This is a genomic window from Paenibacillus sp. VT-400 (assembly GCF_001029205.1).
GTDB classification, from domain to species: domain Bacteria; phylum Bacillota; class Bacilli; order Paenibacillales; family Paenibacillaceae; genus Paenibacillus; species Paenibacillus amylolyticus.
In genome coordinates, this window is the sequence record NZ_LELF01000047.1 from 15,177 (window position 1) to 32,633 (window position 17,457).

General features: G+C 35.0%; 14 protein-coding genes. All 14 read right to left on the reverse strand.

Annotation, left to right across the window (positions count from 1 at the left end):
* Positions 1–6: 6 nt before the first annotated feature.
* The 14 genes from rffA to EL84_RS02725 all read right to left on the reverse strand — a co-directional run bounded on the left by rffA (position 7) and on the right by EL84_RS02725 (position 17,449).
* The gene (gene rffA, locus EL84_RS02660; protein WP_047840617.1) at positions 7–1,134 is read right to left on the reverse strand and encodes a dTDP-4-amino-4,6-dideoxygalactose transaminase; all 1,128 of its coding nucleotides are present in this window, start codon (positions 1,132–1,134) and stop codon (positions 7–9) included.
* A 40-nt stretch (positions 1,135–1,174) separates the two neighbouring features.
* Positions 1,175–1,504, reverse strand: a complete 330-nt coding sequence (locus tag EL84_RS33030) for an EamA family transporter (protein WP_047840618.1) — start codon at positions 1,502–1,504, stop codon at positions 1,175–1,177.
* Positions 1,501–1,866 (reverse strand): EamA family transporter, encoded by a 366-nt coding sequence (locus tag EL84_RS02670; protein ID WP_047840619.1) that lies wholly within the window; start codon positions 1,864–1,866, stop codon positions 1,501–1,503. The genes EL84_RS33030 and EL84_RS02670 overlap by 4 nt, the downstream gene beginning before the upstream one ends.
* Positions 1,856–2,557 (reverse strand): WbqC family protein, encoded by a 702-nt coding sequence (locus EL84_RS02675; protein WP_047840620.1) that lies wholly within the window; start codon positions 2,555–2,557, stop codon positions 1,856–1,858. Before EL84_RS02675 ends, EL84_RS02670 begins: the two co-directional genes overlap by 11 nt.
* On the reverse strand, positions 2,554–3,258 hold the full coding sequence (locus tag EL84_RS02680; RefSeq protein WP_047840621.1) for a metallophosphoesterase family protein: 705 nt from the start codon (positions 3,256–3,258) through the stop codon (positions 2,554–2,556). The genes EL84_RS02675 and EL84_RS02680 overlap by 4 nt, the downstream gene beginning before the upstream one ends.
* Positions 3,239–4,207, reverse strand: coding sequence for an ATP-grasp domain-containing protein (locus EL84_RS02685; protein WP_047840622.1), 969 nt, complete (start codon positions 4,205–4,207; stop codon positions 3,239–3,241). The genes EL84_RS02680 and EL84_RS02685 overlap by 20 nt, the downstream gene beginning before the upstream one ends.
* Positions 4,208–4,210: 3 nt before the next feature.
* Positions 4,211–5,083 carry an NAD-dependent epimerase/dehydratase family protein gene (locus EL84_RS02690; RefSeq protein ID WP_082218817.1) on the reverse strand — a complete coding sequence of 291 codons (873 nt, stop codon included), beginning with the start codon at positions 5,081–5,083 and terminating at the stop codon, positions 4,211–4,213.
* On the reverse strand, positions 5,052–6,008 hold the full coding sequence (locus tag EL84_RS02695; protein ID WP_047840624.1) for a glycosyltransferase family 2 protein: 957 nt from the start codon (positions 6,006–6,008) through the stop codon (positions 5,052–5,054). Before EL84_RS02695 ends, EL84_RS02690 begins: the two co-directional genes overlap by 32 nt.
* Positions 6,009–6,060: 52 nt before the next feature.
* Positions 6,061–8,634: a hypothetical protein gene (locus tag EL84_RS02700; RefSeq protein ID WP_047840625.1), complete on the reverse strand. Its 2,574-nt coding sequence runs from the start codon at positions 8,632–8,634 to the stop codon at positions 6,061–6,063.
* A gap of 404 nt (positions 8,635–9,038) precedes the next feature.
* Positions 9,039–10,667 (reverse strand): acyltransferase family protein, encoded by a 1,629-nt coding sequence (locus EL84_RS30670; protein ID WP_053061360.1) that lies wholly within the window; start codon positions 10,665–10,667, stop codon positions 9,039–9,041.
* Between the two features lie 30 nt (positions 10,668–10,697).
* Positions 10,698–12,050 (reverse strand): mannose-1-phosphate guanylyltransferase/mannose-6-phosphate isomerase, encoded by a 1,353-nt coding sequence (locus EL84_RS02710; RefSeq protein ID WP_047840626.1) that lies wholly within the window; start codon positions 12,048–12,050, stop codon positions 10,698–10,700.
* Positions 12,051–12,061: 11 nt separating this feature from the next.
* A complete protein-coding gene (locus EL84_RS02715; RefSeq protein ID WP_047840627.1) occupies positions 12,062–15,376 on the reverse strand; it encodes a glycosyltransferase in 3,315 nt (1,104 codons plus the stop codon).
* A gap of 15 nt (positions 15,377–15,391) precedes the next feature.
* Positions 15,392–16,675 carry an ABC transporter ATP-binding protein gene (locus tag EL84_RS02720; protein WP_047840628.1) on the reverse strand — a complete coding sequence of 428 codons (1,284 nt, stop codon included), beginning with the start codon at positions 16,673–16,675 and terminating at the stop codon, positions 15,392–15,394.
* Positions 16,676–16,687: 12 nt separating this feature from the next.
* Complete coding sequence (locus EL84_RS02725; RefSeq protein ID WP_235431476.1) at positions 16,688–17,449, reverse strand: ABC transporter permease; 762 nt, start codon at positions 17,447–17,449, stop codon at positions 16,688–16,690.
* Positions 17,450–17,457 lie beyond the last annotated feature (8 nt).

Below are 17,457 nucleotides of genomic sequence, written 5' to 3' on the forward strand. Positions count from 1 at the left end.
ATTATTTTAGAGGTAGAACTTATATAACATTTCAATAACTTTACCAATATCGCTACTATTCATATCATAATACATTGGTAGCCTTAAAAGCTTCTCACTTTCTTTTGTAGTGTGATTATCCATTCCATGAAAATAACCAAACTTTTCTCCTGCTTTTGAAGAATGTAAGGGTATGTAATGAAATACGCTCTGTATTTCATTACTTTTCAAAAAGTTTATCAACCGCGTTCTTTCATCAAGAGATTTACACTTCAAATAGAACATATGCGCATTATGAATACAATTATCAGGTATAAAAGGTAATGTAATCCTCTCGAGACGTTGCAACTCTTCTAATTCCCTGTAATATAAATCCCAACTTTTCCTACGATTCTCATTAATTACATCTGCTGTTTGTAATTGAGCGTATAGAAAAGCAGCGTTTATTTCACTTGGTAAATACGATGATCCTAAATCAACCCATGTATACTTATCTACTTGGCCCCTGAAAAATCGGGAACGATCAGTACCCTTCTCCCTAATTATTTCTGCTCTTTCAACGAATGGTAGCTCGTTCACAAGTAAGGCTCCGCCTTCTCCGCAATTATAATTTTTGGTTTCATGGAAACTATAACACCCTAAATGTCCTATGCTTCCAAGATACTTACCTTTATATTTACTCATAACTCCTTGCGCCGCATCTTCAATAACAAATAAGTTATATTTCTCAGCTATTTCCATAATGGCGTCCATTTCACAAGACACACCTGCATAATGAACAGGAACTATAGCTTTAGTACGAGGAGTAATAGCCGCCTCTATTAAAGTTTCATCAATATTCATCGTGTCTGGACGAATATCGACAAAGACAATTTTTGCCCCTCTTAACACAAAGGCATTTGCTGTTGAGACAAAGGTATAAGAAGGTAGAATAACCTCATCTCCTTCTTTAATGTCAGCTAATATAGCTGACATTTCCAGAGCATGGGTACAAGATGTTGTCAACAGAGCCTTTGTAGTATCGAATTTTGATTCCATCCATCTGCTACTTAAACCAGTAAATTCTCCGTCACCAGAAAACCTGCGATTTTGAACAACTCTTTCGATAAACTCTTGTTCTTTTCCTGTAACAGCAGGTACGTTAAATAATATCATTGATGAAGAGCTCCTATCATATATTTCAATATTTATAGCGTTATAAATTGAATACAATTACTCCGACAATAATCATGAAACTTGCAAGAAACTTTTGTCTGGAAAGTTTTTCTTTTAATATAATATATGAAAACAATAAAGTAACAATGTAGTTTAGAGCAATGATTAACGTAAAATTCTTTAATGGGATAACTTTCAATAAATAAACAGATAAGACTGTTGTTACTAAAAAAAGAAAATAGCCTATTAAAATAGGTATATTAATTGAGAGTATTGCCTTACTTTCTCTACTTCTCATTGCACCTAATTTCAGTAGAATTTGAGCTAGACTGTTAATCAAGACCAACAATGTACTAAGAATTATGATCATTTCTCTTCGCTCTTTATATTTAAAATAATTATACCAATCATAATAATAAGCACTCCGATTAGATTATTGAAAGTGACTTCTTCATTGAATAAAAAATAGCTGAAAGCAACAATCAGAATATTGTTCAAAGCTGTAAATGGATAAGCAACTGACAATTCTAACTCTCTAAGTGTATATTGCCAGAATAGAGCCTGAAAAAATAAACATGCTAAAGACAACATATAGTAGCTGTTAGTAATTAAGAATAATAAGTTACCTTCTCTGACAGTTTCAGCAGCATATTTTGAAAAAAGAGAAGCACTTGATTGAAAAATAACACTTAAAGATAGGAATAGAAAGCTCTTTCTTAGTTCAATTTTCATCTTCTCTCCAGCCCCAAATGAAATAGGAAGCATCCGGCCCAGTATGGAATAACACATCAAAAATCGATACATAGTGCTCAAAGGGGGGGTGAAATTGATTGTATTCTGGATAATTGTCATAATTTTTATATACTAATTCAATCCCCTGTTCTTCAAAACGAGTACTATCAATGTAATCCTTAGCAGCTGGTCCTGAAACGTAAAGATCAGCTTTAGACTTAGATAGTAAATCGAGTAATCTGTCTAACTTGTTACCTTCACTCTTGTATTCCCTTGAATCTTTGAAATCTGTTGAGACGCCTAAAAATTCACTAGAAATAGAAGTTATTAGATACTGATTGAGTTCGGATAAACTATTCCAACTTCGTTCCATATAGACATACTCCAAGAAATCTTTGTATTTTTTGAAATATGGTGCTTTCGAATATAAAGCTTCTATTGTTTTCATGTGCTTAACATTCCAGTTAGTCTCAGGTAGCATAACCTCACAAATCAACGAAGCATTAGAACTCTGTACAGGAATCGTAAGCCACTGAGTACCTGAGGAGCATTTGACTTTATTACGGTTTCTCCAATCATTTTTTGTGTATTGGACATCATCGTAGAAGATAAACTCATCGACATCATGAATAATATCGAAGTAACCTTTCCACGGAATATAACTTGATTGAAGAACAGCCACTCTATTCATAATTCACCACCATTAACTTTTATGCTCGAGATGCCTCCTCCTATTTTCTCACCTGTATATAAATTAGAGTAAAAATAGGATTCAAACCCCGACCTTTCCATCTCATAGGCTACGTCCTTGATAGCATATTCAACTCTTCGTAATTCAATAGATTTATCTTCACGCAGTAATGCATAAGCAGCTCTCGGATCACCGTCCCTTGGTTGTCCGATTGATCCCGGGTTGCAATATAATTTATTTCCTAGTTGAACCTTAAACTGAACATGACTATGACCTGAAAAAAAATAGTTCCATCTTAACTTCCTAAAATATTCTTCGGAAACTGAATAAAGGTATTCTTCTAAGTAATCATTCCAGCCTCCGTGCACAAAGCAAACATCATTTATTTCATGTAAGTTTTTTGAATCACTAAGCCAACTATAATTTTCGGAAGTTAATATTTTTTTCTGATACAAAATACATCGATCAGCTGTTTTGGAACGTCCAGAAGTGATATTATTAACTAAATAATAATCGTGGTTTCCCATCAAATGAATGATATTCCTGTTCTTTAACGCCTCTATGCACTCGTTTACCATACAATAGTATCCGGCAATGTCTCCGAGTGATATGATTTGCTTACACCCCAGTAAATCAATCTCTTTTAATACAGCAGACAATGCTGGATAGTTGCCATGAATATCAGAGATTATCGCTATCATAATTTATCCAATCTTCAATATATCTAACAGCATTTCCTGTTTTCAATTCCCTTAATTCGGGGTCTTTTTCTTCTAAATAATATTCAATGCACATTTCTGCCTCATTGAATCCAAAGGAAGATCGTAAAGAAGTAGAAGAAGAAATCCTTGGGTTTATCTCAAGTAGATAGTAATGTCCGTTTTCATATCTGAACTGAAAATTTGTTGGTCCCTCTGGTCTGAATATTTGAACCAATTTATCAATCTCAGCTTCTAGTACTTGATTTTTGACAATTTTCGCTTTGGAAGTTGAACCTTCTCCACTCAATTGACGCTGCATAACAATTTTTTGCGATTGTCCACTTCTTGTTACAAACACACCAGCAGTATACTCGCTGCTCGAATCACCAACAATTTTTTGTACCATAAAGTTGGCTCCAATTTTCTTTTTCCAATAGTCAAAGTCCGCTTCATTGTCAATCTCCAAAATACCTTTAGAAGCATAAGATCTTCTTGGTTTAAGAAGCATAGGTTTACCGACCTCATTAGAAATATGATGGTATTCTCCTTGTATATAAGAAGGAATCGATTGTACTCCAGCGGTCTCAAGCTTCTGATGTGTCAACCACTTATCGTCAGATACATGAAGTAACTCTCTGTTATTAATGACAAATTTAACATTTGTATTGCCTAATTTCTCATAATCTGCAGATATCCGAGTTATATCTTGTTCAATCCCAGGAATAACCAGATCAATCTTATATTTACCAATCACTTCTATTAGAAAATCCGTAAATAACGGATCCTTCGCCATAACACCTTTTTCAAAATGATCACACCAATGCTGTCCAACAGCATCCTCGTAAATGTCCATTCCTACAACATTAACGGGATATTTTGATTTTTTTAGCGACTTTACTATCCCATATCCGATAATAGCTCCTACGCCTGTAACGAGAATATTATACAAGGACTATTTCCCACTTTCTCTTAGATCATATTGTAGCTTAAGCATTTCAATACCTTGCTTCAAGTCAATTTCTGGTTTGTAATCTAACATAGTATATAATTCACAATCATCAGGAATATATATACTTCCAATATCAGGTTTGTCCCTTAGAAAATTAATGGTTCCGCCCTTATTAAAAACAGACTGAGCCAGCATTGCTAATTCACCTATTTTATAGGAGCGTGGATAAGTGCAGTTATATTTTCCATTAATCCTCAAATCGATCGTCTTAGAAATGATTTTCACTAAATCTTTAATATGCAAATAATTTCTTAACGGATCTTTATTCCCAAAAATATTAATATCTTGTCCCTCGTAAGCTTGCTTGATGATCCGATAAAACATCCCCTGATGTTTAAAAAATTGTAAATGCTCATCATATATTTGAGATACCAATAATGCAGTAAAATTTATTCCTTGCGATAAACATAAAAACTCTAAATTCTCTTGACCATGCCGTTTCGATAATCCATAGGACCCAAAATACTCATTTTCAGCATGACTATAAGTAGATAGAGAAGATATATATATAATGTTCTTACAGTTAGTTCGTTCGGCAACTTGCATAATCTTAAACGAACCTAAAGAATTAACAATTTCATTTCGCATAGCTTCTTTAACTGAATTTCCTTCGAAACTAGCGACACAGTGGATAATAACATCAAGATTTTCTGGAAGATTGGGAATCTCTAAATTAAGGTCAGAGAAATCAATATAGACTTCGGCATCATGGTTTCTTCCTGACAAAAACACTTCGTGCTTAGAAGATAAACTATGATACAAATTCCTTGCCAGTGGTGAAGTACTACCTGTTATTAACACTTTCATAGTCCCCATGTCCTTCCTCGTATATTTTTCTAATCACAGAAATTGGTCTGTTCTTAGTCTCATTGAATATTTTTGATATATATATCCCTACTACTCCTACAGAAAATATAATAAGACCACTCATTAACCAGATTGAAACCATTACACTGGTCCATCCTCCTATTACTGATTGGAAAAACACTTTTTGGAATACCAAGAAGAAAGCATAGGTTAATGAGAGAAAAGCAATAAAAAATCCGCTGCCCATAATAAGTAGAAGTGGCCTACTGCTGAAAGAAGTGACCCCATCCATCATTAATGTTAGCTTTTTAATAAGATTATAGGAACTAGAACCTTTGTAGGTCTTTTTGATAGCCAATGGCTTTTGTTTATATCCTACCTTCTCATACATAGCTGCAAGAAAAACATTTTGGTCTTTGAATTCTAATAAACTTCTGACATAACGCCTAGTCATCAACCGAATCGTACATGGATTTTTGGGGATTTTTTGATCTGATACTAAATTAAATAACTTGTAAAATAAATCACCTGCAATCTTTCTGTAAAACGTCCCTTCTCTTTCCTGTTGCACACCAAAGATCACATCGTACTCATTGTTACCTTGTAACCATTCTTCGTAGAAGATCTCTAGATTTTCTGGTTCTTCTTCCAAATCACAATCCAATAAAAATACCAAATCGCCTTTAGTATGAGAGAGACCACTTAATATAGCTTTGTGATGACCAAAATTCTTAGATAAATCTATTACTTTCACACATGGATCTTGTTGTTGTATTCCTATTGCAACATCCAGTGAATCATCAGGCGACCCATCATTAACCATAATAATTTCATGGGACAAACCAAGTTTGGATATATTTTTTTTGATTCTTGTATAGAATTCAGGAAGGTACGTGGCGGAACGGTACATTGTAGTAACAATAGAGATATTCATAATTCTTCCTTTCTTGAAAACAATTAAACTCTTTCAACTAACTTAAGTCTAACTATTTAACCTTAAAGCTATTAACAACTAAAGATAACTCTCTTGTATCTTCTCCCGTACCAACTTTGTTCGGAATAAACGATTTATCTAATTCCAGACGCACTTCCATTTTTTTGTTTTTGTCCAAGTCATATTTTAATTGGCGTTGACCCTTTTCTAAGAACTCTGTCCGGTATAATTTGTTGTCGATATATATCTTCAGCGTCGCTTTTTTTAAATTCTCCGGCAAACTAACATTTATATCAATTCCCCCTTCACTTCCGGTCGTAATCAGTGCGGTTGCTTTTTTGCTTATCCACCTGTAACCTCCTTCATAATTGTACCAACCATCTAAATACTCAACATCATTACTCAAATTATTTCGAATTGTAGCAAAATCAATTTTAATCAGATCATACTGATTGTCAGCTATTATATTTCCATTAGCTCGACTCGCAGATCTTATTTGATCAAGTAAATTATAAACTAATGGCCATTCTCCAGAATTAGAATGAGGCATTATTATATATTGCGTATCATTCCATTTTAGATAATTAATTAAACTTTCCATATCAGAAAATACTTTAGAATTACCCAAATAATCGGATGCCGAGGCGTTAACGGTTTCCATTCGACATGAAAGCTGATTCAAGGCGACATCATCACCAAAGCCCAAGCATTTCTCCATATTCCCAGTATTTTTTAAATAATTCTCAATACCTAACATACCCTTATATTCGAATAGTTTACGTTCAAATTTTTGTGTGTTATTTTCGTGAAACGGAAGTTGTAATGGTGAGAGGCCATAGCTCCACGATGGATGTGATATAAACATGGTCAGAAATTGTAAAGGCACAAATAGAATAAGTGAAACAAACACTACTTTTCTTAATTGGAGCATTGAAACTGTCGAAATAAATTTAAATAAACCTATCATTGATAAAATCAAAGGAATTTGATAAACATTACCATCTCCTCCGTTTGGCAATGTAGTTCCATAATACAACCACGCAAGGAAAACTGGTAATACTAAAAGAAGAAAGCTATCTTTTGATATTCTCTTAACATTGCACACATTAAAAACCAGGAAAAGAAAGAATAAAAATAAAAATATATTTCCAATCCAGAGCATTATTACGTGCCCAAAGGGTTGAGGATCAAGAAACATATGATACCAGCGACCAAAAATATCAATTAACTTAAAAGAAGCAGATGTAGAAGTATCACCAACATTTTTCATAAGAAAGGGATACTTCACTTTAAACCCTAGAAATTCCCACAATCCACCCACGATTGGATACATAGGAACCCCCGTTATCCTGTATGTCCGATAACAAATCCCTATAAATACAGCAACTGAGACCACAAATAGTGTTAAATAATTATAATTAGTACGAACTCCACGAAGTATTGTTTTGATACCAAACAACTTTCCATTAATCATTAAATAAATTATAACTCCAAATATAACGAGTGGCGCATACAATATGCTCGTTGACTTTCCGCCTAGAGAAAGAATGAAAGCAATTATCGCTATCCAGAAATATCCTGTTTGAACGTTATCCTTTGTTTGCAAACTAATAATCCATCTCCATATATAGAGAGACCCAAGAAGAACTAGTGTAGTAGAAAATAAGTCTGTTTTAGCTGTTGAGGCCATATTTGATAGAGCGGGCACACAGCTTATTAAAGAGGTAAAAAACAGAGATTTAAATTTATCTAAATTTAGTTCTCTTAGTAAAGAATAAATAATGAAAATTATAAATAAATAAAACATAACATTTATAGAAAGAATGTAACTATAATTCCCTAAATTACTTAGCGGAATACTAAATAGCTCAAAGAGCTTAGGATACACATGTACGAAACTCAAAAAACCAAGATTGTCAAAAAAGGAACTATTACCAACTAGAACCGCTTCTGGTCGTAAACCGTACCACACAGAATCATATTCATATGCTAATAAAGTATTAGTTTTTCCGAATTGAATCAATACCAAAAGCAATAAAAAGAAGGCAAGCAACAACTCTCTTGGATTAAGTTTTGTTGCTCTAATATAGAGACTTATAACAAAGGGGGTATTAACTCCATTAAGGAAACTTGCTAATGTTAAAACTACAGTTACTATTCTCAAATCACTAAAGGTTCCGAAGTTAAAATAAGAACTGACAATGGCTATAAAACTCCATATTAGGAATCCAATCAAGAAAAATACTAAATACTGATTTTTATTATCTTTGATAAACATATATTTTGAAATTGACCGTCCAACCGATATCATAGCTTCAAAATACAATAAAACAAGAAGTGCAGATATGAACACCCCATGGAAAATTAAAAATATAACACTAACTAAGGTTGCAAAAAAAACACTCCAGTACCCTTTGAAAAATAGAATACAGATCAAAAATAGAAGAACAATCAATGAAATCTCCATTACTCCATGTATTGTTTCTGGTTGAAACAACTGCCATTTATATACTTTATATACAATATTTTTTAAGGTAGTAAACTGTAACAATAACGAAATCAATATTATCGAAACAAACAACGTATAGTATTTTTTTTTCTTAAGGCTGAGAATAACTTCCTCCATATGTTCCTCCAATTATGAAAATCAATAAACAAATAATCAATGAATAATCTTTATTCAAATGAGAATTTATGAACTCAAAGAATACAAGCAACGATATAGAATACTCAAAATTTATATCATTAGGCCCTCACACAAAAAGTAATTCATAATGCCTACGTATAAAAAACTTAAAATAGCCAAGCTGTTTGAAGTAATTAATCAAAATCCCAGCAAGTTGTGAAATCAAAAATTCCTATAAAATAGATTTTTCATTCCTTTTCCAAAAACTTCTTTTGGGTCATAGCAACAACAGACGCGGGCTGGAGGCATCAATCCATCTTGCTGCAATTTTTTTCTCATGCTTGAGCTTAGAAACACTCAAATTATCCAAAGACTAGATAATGGCCCCTTTACTCCGTAAAGAATTATTTCACTTGGATTTTACTGATCAGTGCACTCATCTTACGCTGATCCTCGCTAGCTTGATCAGGAGAATGAACATCATTGAATTCCATTAGTATTATAGAATTTCCTTTCCCGTTACTAATGGGTATGTCAAGAAAAAAGCCTTCACCGATTACAAGTGCAGTATTGTATATCTCCTCATCATTTAAATATACTTTTATCGAATTTATTTCAGTAAATGTATCTGGAACAAAACCATCAATTAACAAATGACCATTGGTCGGCAAGTCAAGAACAATACCTGCCTGCTTTGCAACCCAACGATATTTCTCACTATTACTCTGGGGAAGCCAATCTCCTTTAAGAATATTCTGATTCTTTGTATATGGAAATTCGATAGCTGTAGGCTGCGATTGATAAGTAAGAAATATCGTAGCAGCAACTATAAGATAAGCGCCAAACTTGATCCAATTCATACGAAAGAAGTAACCGCAAACCTTAGCTATCCAACCATTCCAATGATTATTCAATTGTAACATCGCCAAAGTAAGACGCTCCCCAAAAAAATTTCGTTTTTTGAAAAGAAGAGCTCTTTTTTCTATTACATACCATGAGATAACAGCCAAAATGTATGTAATTGGAACCGAAATTAAGAAGTTCAACCATACATAGGTGCTTCCTCCATAAAAATAAGTCACCATCTGTTGAACAGGGAAAGCGTACAAATACAAACCGTAAGAAAAGTCTCCGTATTGGGTCAGTACATGCGCTCTGGATTTAGGTAAATAAGCAATATAAAGTATCAAATATGTTCCTGCAATAACAAATACAGGCTTAAAGCCCCCATTGAAAAATGAAATCAATAATAATGAAAGGCTGAGCATTGCCATCTCTTTTTTTATTATGATTACGTCCTTGAACAAATAAACTATGCTTCCTGCCATAAAATAAACAGATAATTCAATCAAAGTCTTAATTTCCATACCAAACAAATGTCCACTATTAGCAAGCAGGGAATCACCAAACGTATAAAAATAATACAAAATAAGAGAAAACAAAAGAACTACATACTTATACCTTAGAATCCCTAAGAATCCTAGAAGGCCCACTAAAAGATAACAAATGAATTCAAATGGAATAGTCCATAAAGATCCATTAACTACTCCTTTATATACATTACTTTCGAATACCCCTGGTAAATTCCATTGCATAGGAAACAAGAAAACCGCTTTAAGATATTCCACAATTCCGCCACTTGTAAAGTAGTCTGCTAACGGAAGTTCTGTAACTATCGGTCCTATGATAAATACAGAAAATAGCAGAACCCCCATTAAACCAGGAAAAATCCTTAGGAGCCTAGATTTAAGAAATACAATTAAATTATTAGAATGTAAATAACTTTGAGTGATCAACAATCCACTTATTACAAAAAATATAAACACAGCCAAGTTTCCAAAATTAATTTGACCGTTTGAGAAACGACTTAACGGTTCACCGGATCCATCACCCGACAATGGATAAGCATGAGAAAAAATTACAAGTATTGCTGCAACCACTCTGATGAGGTCAAAATAGTTATTTCTCCCCATCAGCAGTTCACTTAACCTACGCGATACATTCTGTCTTTTATCACCATTTACTTTATTCATGCTATACTCCCAACATTGTTGATTTAAGTATCAACTTCTGACCACATCATCTTCTCCAATATACTCCCCTACTTGAACCTCAATTAAATGTAAATCTATCTTCCCTGGGTTCTGGACCGTATGCTCATCGCCCATATGAATGAAGGTTGATTCATTTCTACGAAGTAGGGACTGTTCTCCATTCACTGTAATTAAAGCCGTCCCGCTTACAACGATCCAATGTTCATTACGGTGGAAATGTTTTTGCACACTAAGCTTTTCCCCTGGCTTCACTACCACTTTTTTTATCTTATAATTCGTTGAAATATCTAATTCCGTATGGTTTCCCCACGGTCTGTAAGCAGTAACATGGTTATCACAAAGATTAGATTTTCTTCGTTTCAATTCATTAACAATTTCTTTTACTTTTTGAGAAGAGCCATGTCTGGATATCATTAATGCATCAGGCGTATCTACAATCATGAGATCTTCCACATCGATGGTTGCAATCGTCCTGTCATTTGACAGGATAAGATTACGCGAAGAATTAACACTAATATAATGATCAGCCAGAGAATTACCTGCCTCATCTTTGGGCAGTTGTTCATATAAAGCTTCGAAGCTGCCAAGATCGGACCATCCAATGTCGGACGAGACGACTTTTACGTTGGTACTGTATTCCATAACCGCATAATCGACACTGTTAGAAGGTATGGCCTCCATCTCTTCTTTGAGTACACGAATGGTGTCGTAATGGAATCTTGCATTGTTAAAAGCCAAGAGCGTTCTATCATAAATCTCATTGGCTGAGGCCTCTAATTCCTTGAGGAATACCCCTGCTTTGAATAGAAACATTCCGCTATTCCAATAAAAGTTTCCTGATTTCAAATACCTTTCAGCAGTTAATAGATCTGGTTTTTCTTTAAAGGAAACCACAATCTGACCATCCGCTTCTATGTATCCGTAACCTGTTTCAGGATAATTCGGGTTAATCCCAAATGTTACCATGTGTCCTTCAAGAGCCAGTCCTTTGGCTATTTCGAGACAACGATTATATTCTTGCTGATTTTGAACTACATGATCAGATGGTGTAATCAATACCAATTCATCTTCCTCTGCAGCAAAACAAGCCAAAGCTATAGCCGGCGCGGTATTCCGGCCGACTGGCTCCAGGATAAATTTATCTGCTTTCATCTCTAACTCATTAAGATGATCTAATGCCAGGAAATACTGTTCTTCATTAGATACAATATATGTTTGATCACAAAGGGAGGCATTTCTCTCCACGGTCATTTGAAATAAAGAGCGGTCTCCTATCATTTTATTAAATTGTTTAGGATACAAAGTTCGAGATAGCGGCCATAACCGGGTACCATTCCCTCCGCATAACACAACATTTATCATATTCGTATCTCCTAGTCTTTAAAATCGAGAGCAAGGATCTTACTAGCAGCCTCTCGCGTGAAATATTTTTCTATATATTGGACTGATGCTTGGAAATGGGCATTCCACATCGTTTCGTCTTGATACAATTGAATGACGGAATGAGCAAACTGCTGTGCATCATTGGCTATTGTCATTACTATCTCAGACTCTTCCAATCCTTCTGAACCGATTGATGTTGTAATAACAGGCACTTGATAATAAATCGCTTCGACTACTTTTCCTTTGACGCCCGCTCCATAACGTAGAGGCACAATGACAAGCTTGGACTGATTATAATATCTCTCCAGTTCTTCATCGGATACAAACCCAGTAACGATTACATCCTCTGCGGATCTTGCTTTTAAATCATCAGGAGGATTCGAACCCACAATATAAAGCTTCACATTTGGAATTTCCCTCTTGATGGTATCGAAGATCTCATCCAAAAACCATACGATTCCATCATAGTTCGGAGCATGGTTAAAACCACCAACAAATAGCAAATCTTTTCTAGCATCAAAGCCCTCAATCTTTTTAGCGTAATTATAAGAATGTTCATACGGAAATAACGGAATATTTCTTACTGGTTTATTCGGGAACTCATTTTGAAGCAGTGATTGTTCATATGAACCTACTACATGAATAACATCAGCATCATTAAATAGGGAAAACTCTGTTTTCTTCCACTCTTCTGAGGATTTTATAAGATTTATATTTCCCGTTAATTCATAATTTCTCATTTCTCTAAGAAAATGAAGATCGTGGCCGAAATAGATGATTTTCGCTGAAGTGAATTTCTTAAACGTTTCCATGTATTTTATAGAAATATGTGGACGATTAAGATAAACATAATCAATATAGGCTCCATTATTTTTAATCCATTTGTTTATATTTTTCGCATAATAGTCTCCATATAAGACTTCTATTCCAAGTTCTTGTAAGTTCGAAGTGTAAGGCTCATGTTTAAAGAAATTATCTCCTATGAAAATCACATGGAAACCCATCGAAACAAATAACTGTAAATAGAAATACGTCGCTCTACTACCTGCATCTTTGTCATAATGCGGCACATAGTGGTCCACGACTACAATGGTTTTTCTACCTCCAGATCTGTCTCTTGCCCAAAAAATATGTTCTGCATTTGGAAAATGTTCTTGCTTCAGCACCGAATCCCATTTATGCAAAAACTTCTCTTTATTTTTGACCTGATAGCTTTTAATCCCACTGTTTGTATCTGTCCCATGAGATATTCCTTCGAAATGGACAATGACAGATTTGGGTTGGAATATAACTTTATATCCTAAATCCCTAATGGAAAACGCCAGATCTGTATCTTCAAAATAAGCGGGCACATAGCGTTCGTCAAATCCGCCCAAATCCTTCCATATATTGTGTCTAACTAAAATTGCCGCCCCTGAAATGTAGTCAACTTGCTTCACATAGTTGTATTCTGGCTTGTTTGGATCGTCCAATCTTCCGAAATTCCAACCACTCGCATCATTCCAAATAATGCCGCCTGCTTCCTGTTGTCTACCATCCGGATAAATCAACTTGGATCCTGCCATACCAATTCGGGAATCTGAGTCCATCAGTTCCACTAGTGAACTTAACCATTTAGGCTGTACATTCGTATCGTTGTTCAGGAAAAATAGATATTCTCCTTTAGCACACGCCGCTGCATTATTGCAGTTAAGTAGGAACCCACGGTTAACTCCATCTCTTACTACTCTAATGTTAGAAACATATTCATTTATCTTTACGGTATCATCATCGGACATGTCATCGGCAATGATTATTTCGTAGGTTACATCAGTGGTGTTTTCAAGAATGGACGCCAAACAAAGATACGTATATTTCCATTGATTATACACAGGAATAATAATGGACACTCTTGGATTCTCTTCAATTGGGAAGCTCAACTGTTCAAAATTCACAATGTCAGGCACTGCAACTTGAAGAGTTGGAAGTGGCGTTTCATTATGTTTCTCAATGTAGTTATTAATCCTGCCGTTAAGTCGACCCGTGTCTTCCGCTTTTAAATAATATTTAAGTTTCCGAAAATTGGCTTTGTTCAAGGCGGATAACATGATTTGAGGTCTTTTTATAGTCATTTTGGTGAGTTTTAACAACATACGACGCTTGCTGTTCATAGGAACCAGACTATCACGCAACCTATAATAACTGCTCAGAACTTTCCAACCGCTGGACTTGTAAATATTTTGGAGTGTCCTCTCTTCTTGAAGCAATAGATCGATATGCCCTTTCTGGTTCTCGATCCGAACTAAGTGTTCATTCAGCTGCTGTGAGAAATATTCGTTCTCTTTTTTCACTTTTTGAAGTTCGTTCTCGGCCTCCAGCTTTGTGCCGTAAAGTTCATCAAGTTTCTTTTGAATTGCCTCATATTCTTTATTAGAATGTTCTAACTGATCATTTAAATCTTCTTTAACATCCTTCATTTGCGCGAGCCTGATCCGGATTGATTCGAGTTGCTTATACTGTTCTCTTAAAAATTCAACTTCTTTGTCTTGAAGAGAAATATGATTATTCCGTTCTTCAACTTCTTCCTGAAGAGTCATAACTCGTTCAATAAGATTTTGATATTGCCCTGACTGTACATTAATGGAGTATGCAGGTTGGGCATTCTGAGAATCATTTGAGCAAAATGCAATCATATACTTCTCATAAAATCCCTCTTTTTTCTCCTGTTCTTGCATAAAAAATTCAGTCCCTCTTGCAGTTGAAGGGTTATCGATTAGTGATACCACTTCGAAACGCTGAGAGACCATATTTACATAAATAAAATATTCTTTTAGTAGTTCAGAAAATTCTTCTTTATATAATTCTTTCACATGAAAATTGTTACTGTATCCTCTTTCATCAGAATAGTATTTCTTGTTTGGGGTAGAGATAATGAAGGTTCCATTTTCCTTCAACAACCTTTGAACCTCTTTCAAAAATGCTAACTGCATTTGTTCATCTACGTGTTCCAATGTTTCGAATGAAACAATGATGTCAAATGAGTGATCAGGAAAGGGCATATGATCTATACTCGTTACAAAGTAATCCAAATTATCCTTCACATATCTATTCTTCGCATGATTAATTGTCTCTGAATCAATGTCTATACCGATAACCTTAGCCGCGGAATTTGATAATAAAAATGAACCATAACCTTCGCCACATGCGGCATCCAGAACTGATTTATTTTCGACTAATTGATTTAGCATATTGTACCTTTGAGTATGCTCAATCTCTAACTCCTCATCTGATTCATTAGGTATAAATCGCTCCCCCGTAAAATCCAAGTTTATCCCCACTTTCTATACGATTGCTGAAAAAGAAACATCTTTCAAACACAGAATACCACTAACAGATTCATAGCCAAGAGGTAACACTTCAACGACCAAAGCATCGTGGACCCAGCTATGTTGCTTATGTTCTTGTTGCGTCCCGGAAGCAATCGCTGGCGATATTGTATAAGAACCATGATTAAGGCTTGGGAATCGGAAACCAAAGCTAAAAACGTAACTTTCACCAGGCCGAAGTGACTCGAGTTCGTCTCCAAGGATATAATTGTTTGTCTGAACAATAATATTTCCAAGCCGATCCTTCATTGAAAAACCAACAATGGGATAATCAATAATTTCATAAATATCCAGTCTAATCAGGACTTCCACTTCTTGCTCCGCTTCTACAAGCGTGACCTTATCTTGCCCGTTGGCTTCAAACATTGATATTCCAGTGATAACTGCTTTTTCATCACCCATCATATCTAGATTACCTTGTAATGAATCTACCAAGTGTGCCTTCGAAGAACCAGTGAACTCTTCCCCGGAATCAGACAACTCACTAAGATCTAGCTTTTTGTAATTAGCGCCAATCATAAACGCTTGGTATTTTTTTGAGATGTCTCTTGGCGAACCTTCCTCCACAAGTTTCCCCTCATTGATCCATACAACTCGATCACAATACTTGTTAATTACTGACATATCGTGAGTTACAAACAAAATGGTCTTCGTTTGCTTCAGCTCATCAATTTTTCTGTAACATTTCTGCTGGAACCGTAGATCACCAACACTGAGTGCTTCGTCTACGATCAATATATCAGGGTCAACGTTTATGGCTACTGCGAAAGCAAGTCTTACAAACATACCACTGGAATATGTTTTAACTGGTTGGTATATAAATTCACCAATGTCCGCAAATTCCAAAATCTCGTCAAGCTTCAACTGCATTTCGTCCTTGGAAAAGCCCATTATCGTTCCATTTAGATATATATTCTCCAGTCCTGTAAGATCAGGATTAAAGCCTGCTCCCAGCTCTAATAACGCAGAAATACTACCTTCTACATGAAGTGAACCGGATGTTGGGGTGAGTACGCCCGTAATCATTTTAAGTAACGTAGATTTTCCAGATCCGTTTTTACCAATAATGCCGAGACATTCCCCTCTATTTACCTGAAAATCAAGATGATCTAGCGCAGTGAATTTTTTATGATATATTTTGTTTGAAAAATGTAAAGCTTCTTTCAATCGATCTACCGGCTTATTATACAGTTTATATTGTTTAGTTAGGCCTTTAGCCTCAATCACATAATTGTTCATTATATTCCACCCTTAGAGAACATCAGCAAAATGCGGTTTCAGTTTGCGATATAAGAAGTACCCCACTACAAGTGTAACAAGAGTAAACGACCAAAAATAAATTGTAAGTTTCATGTCTTGCCAGAACCACTGCCGATAAATAAATACCCTCCGGTAACCGTCTGTAATATAGTACATAGGGTTAGCCTTAAAGAGAAACATGTATTTTTCTGGGATCATTTTTAGTGGATACATAATTGGAGTTAACCAAAACCCAAATTGAACGATCAAGGCCACAATCTGTGCGGTATCCTTAAAAAAAAGAATCACTGAGCTTGTTATCCAAGATAGACCTACAACAAGCAATACTGTAGCAATCAGATAATAGAATATTTGGAGATAGTATAGCGTGAATTCATATTTATATATTGTAAACATGAGTATAAGGAAAACTAAAAAAAACAAATGGACAAACAATGAAGAACAAATACGAATAATCGGCAGTATCTCTAATTTAAATACAACTTTCTTAACGAGAAAATTGTTGTCGGTCACGGACGTAGTTGCCGTTTGAAATGCATCTGAAAAGAAATTCCAAGGAATCATGGCACATATCAACCACAGGATAAAAGGTGCATCATCTACTGGAGTTGATCTAAACCCAACTTGAAACACAAACCAAAACAATAGGATAGTCACCAGAGGCTGGATAAACGCCCATACAGCACCGAAATAAGATCCCAGGTACCTTTTTTTGAAGTCACTTTTGGCCAAATCAAAAATTAGCCTTCTCATCTTTACAA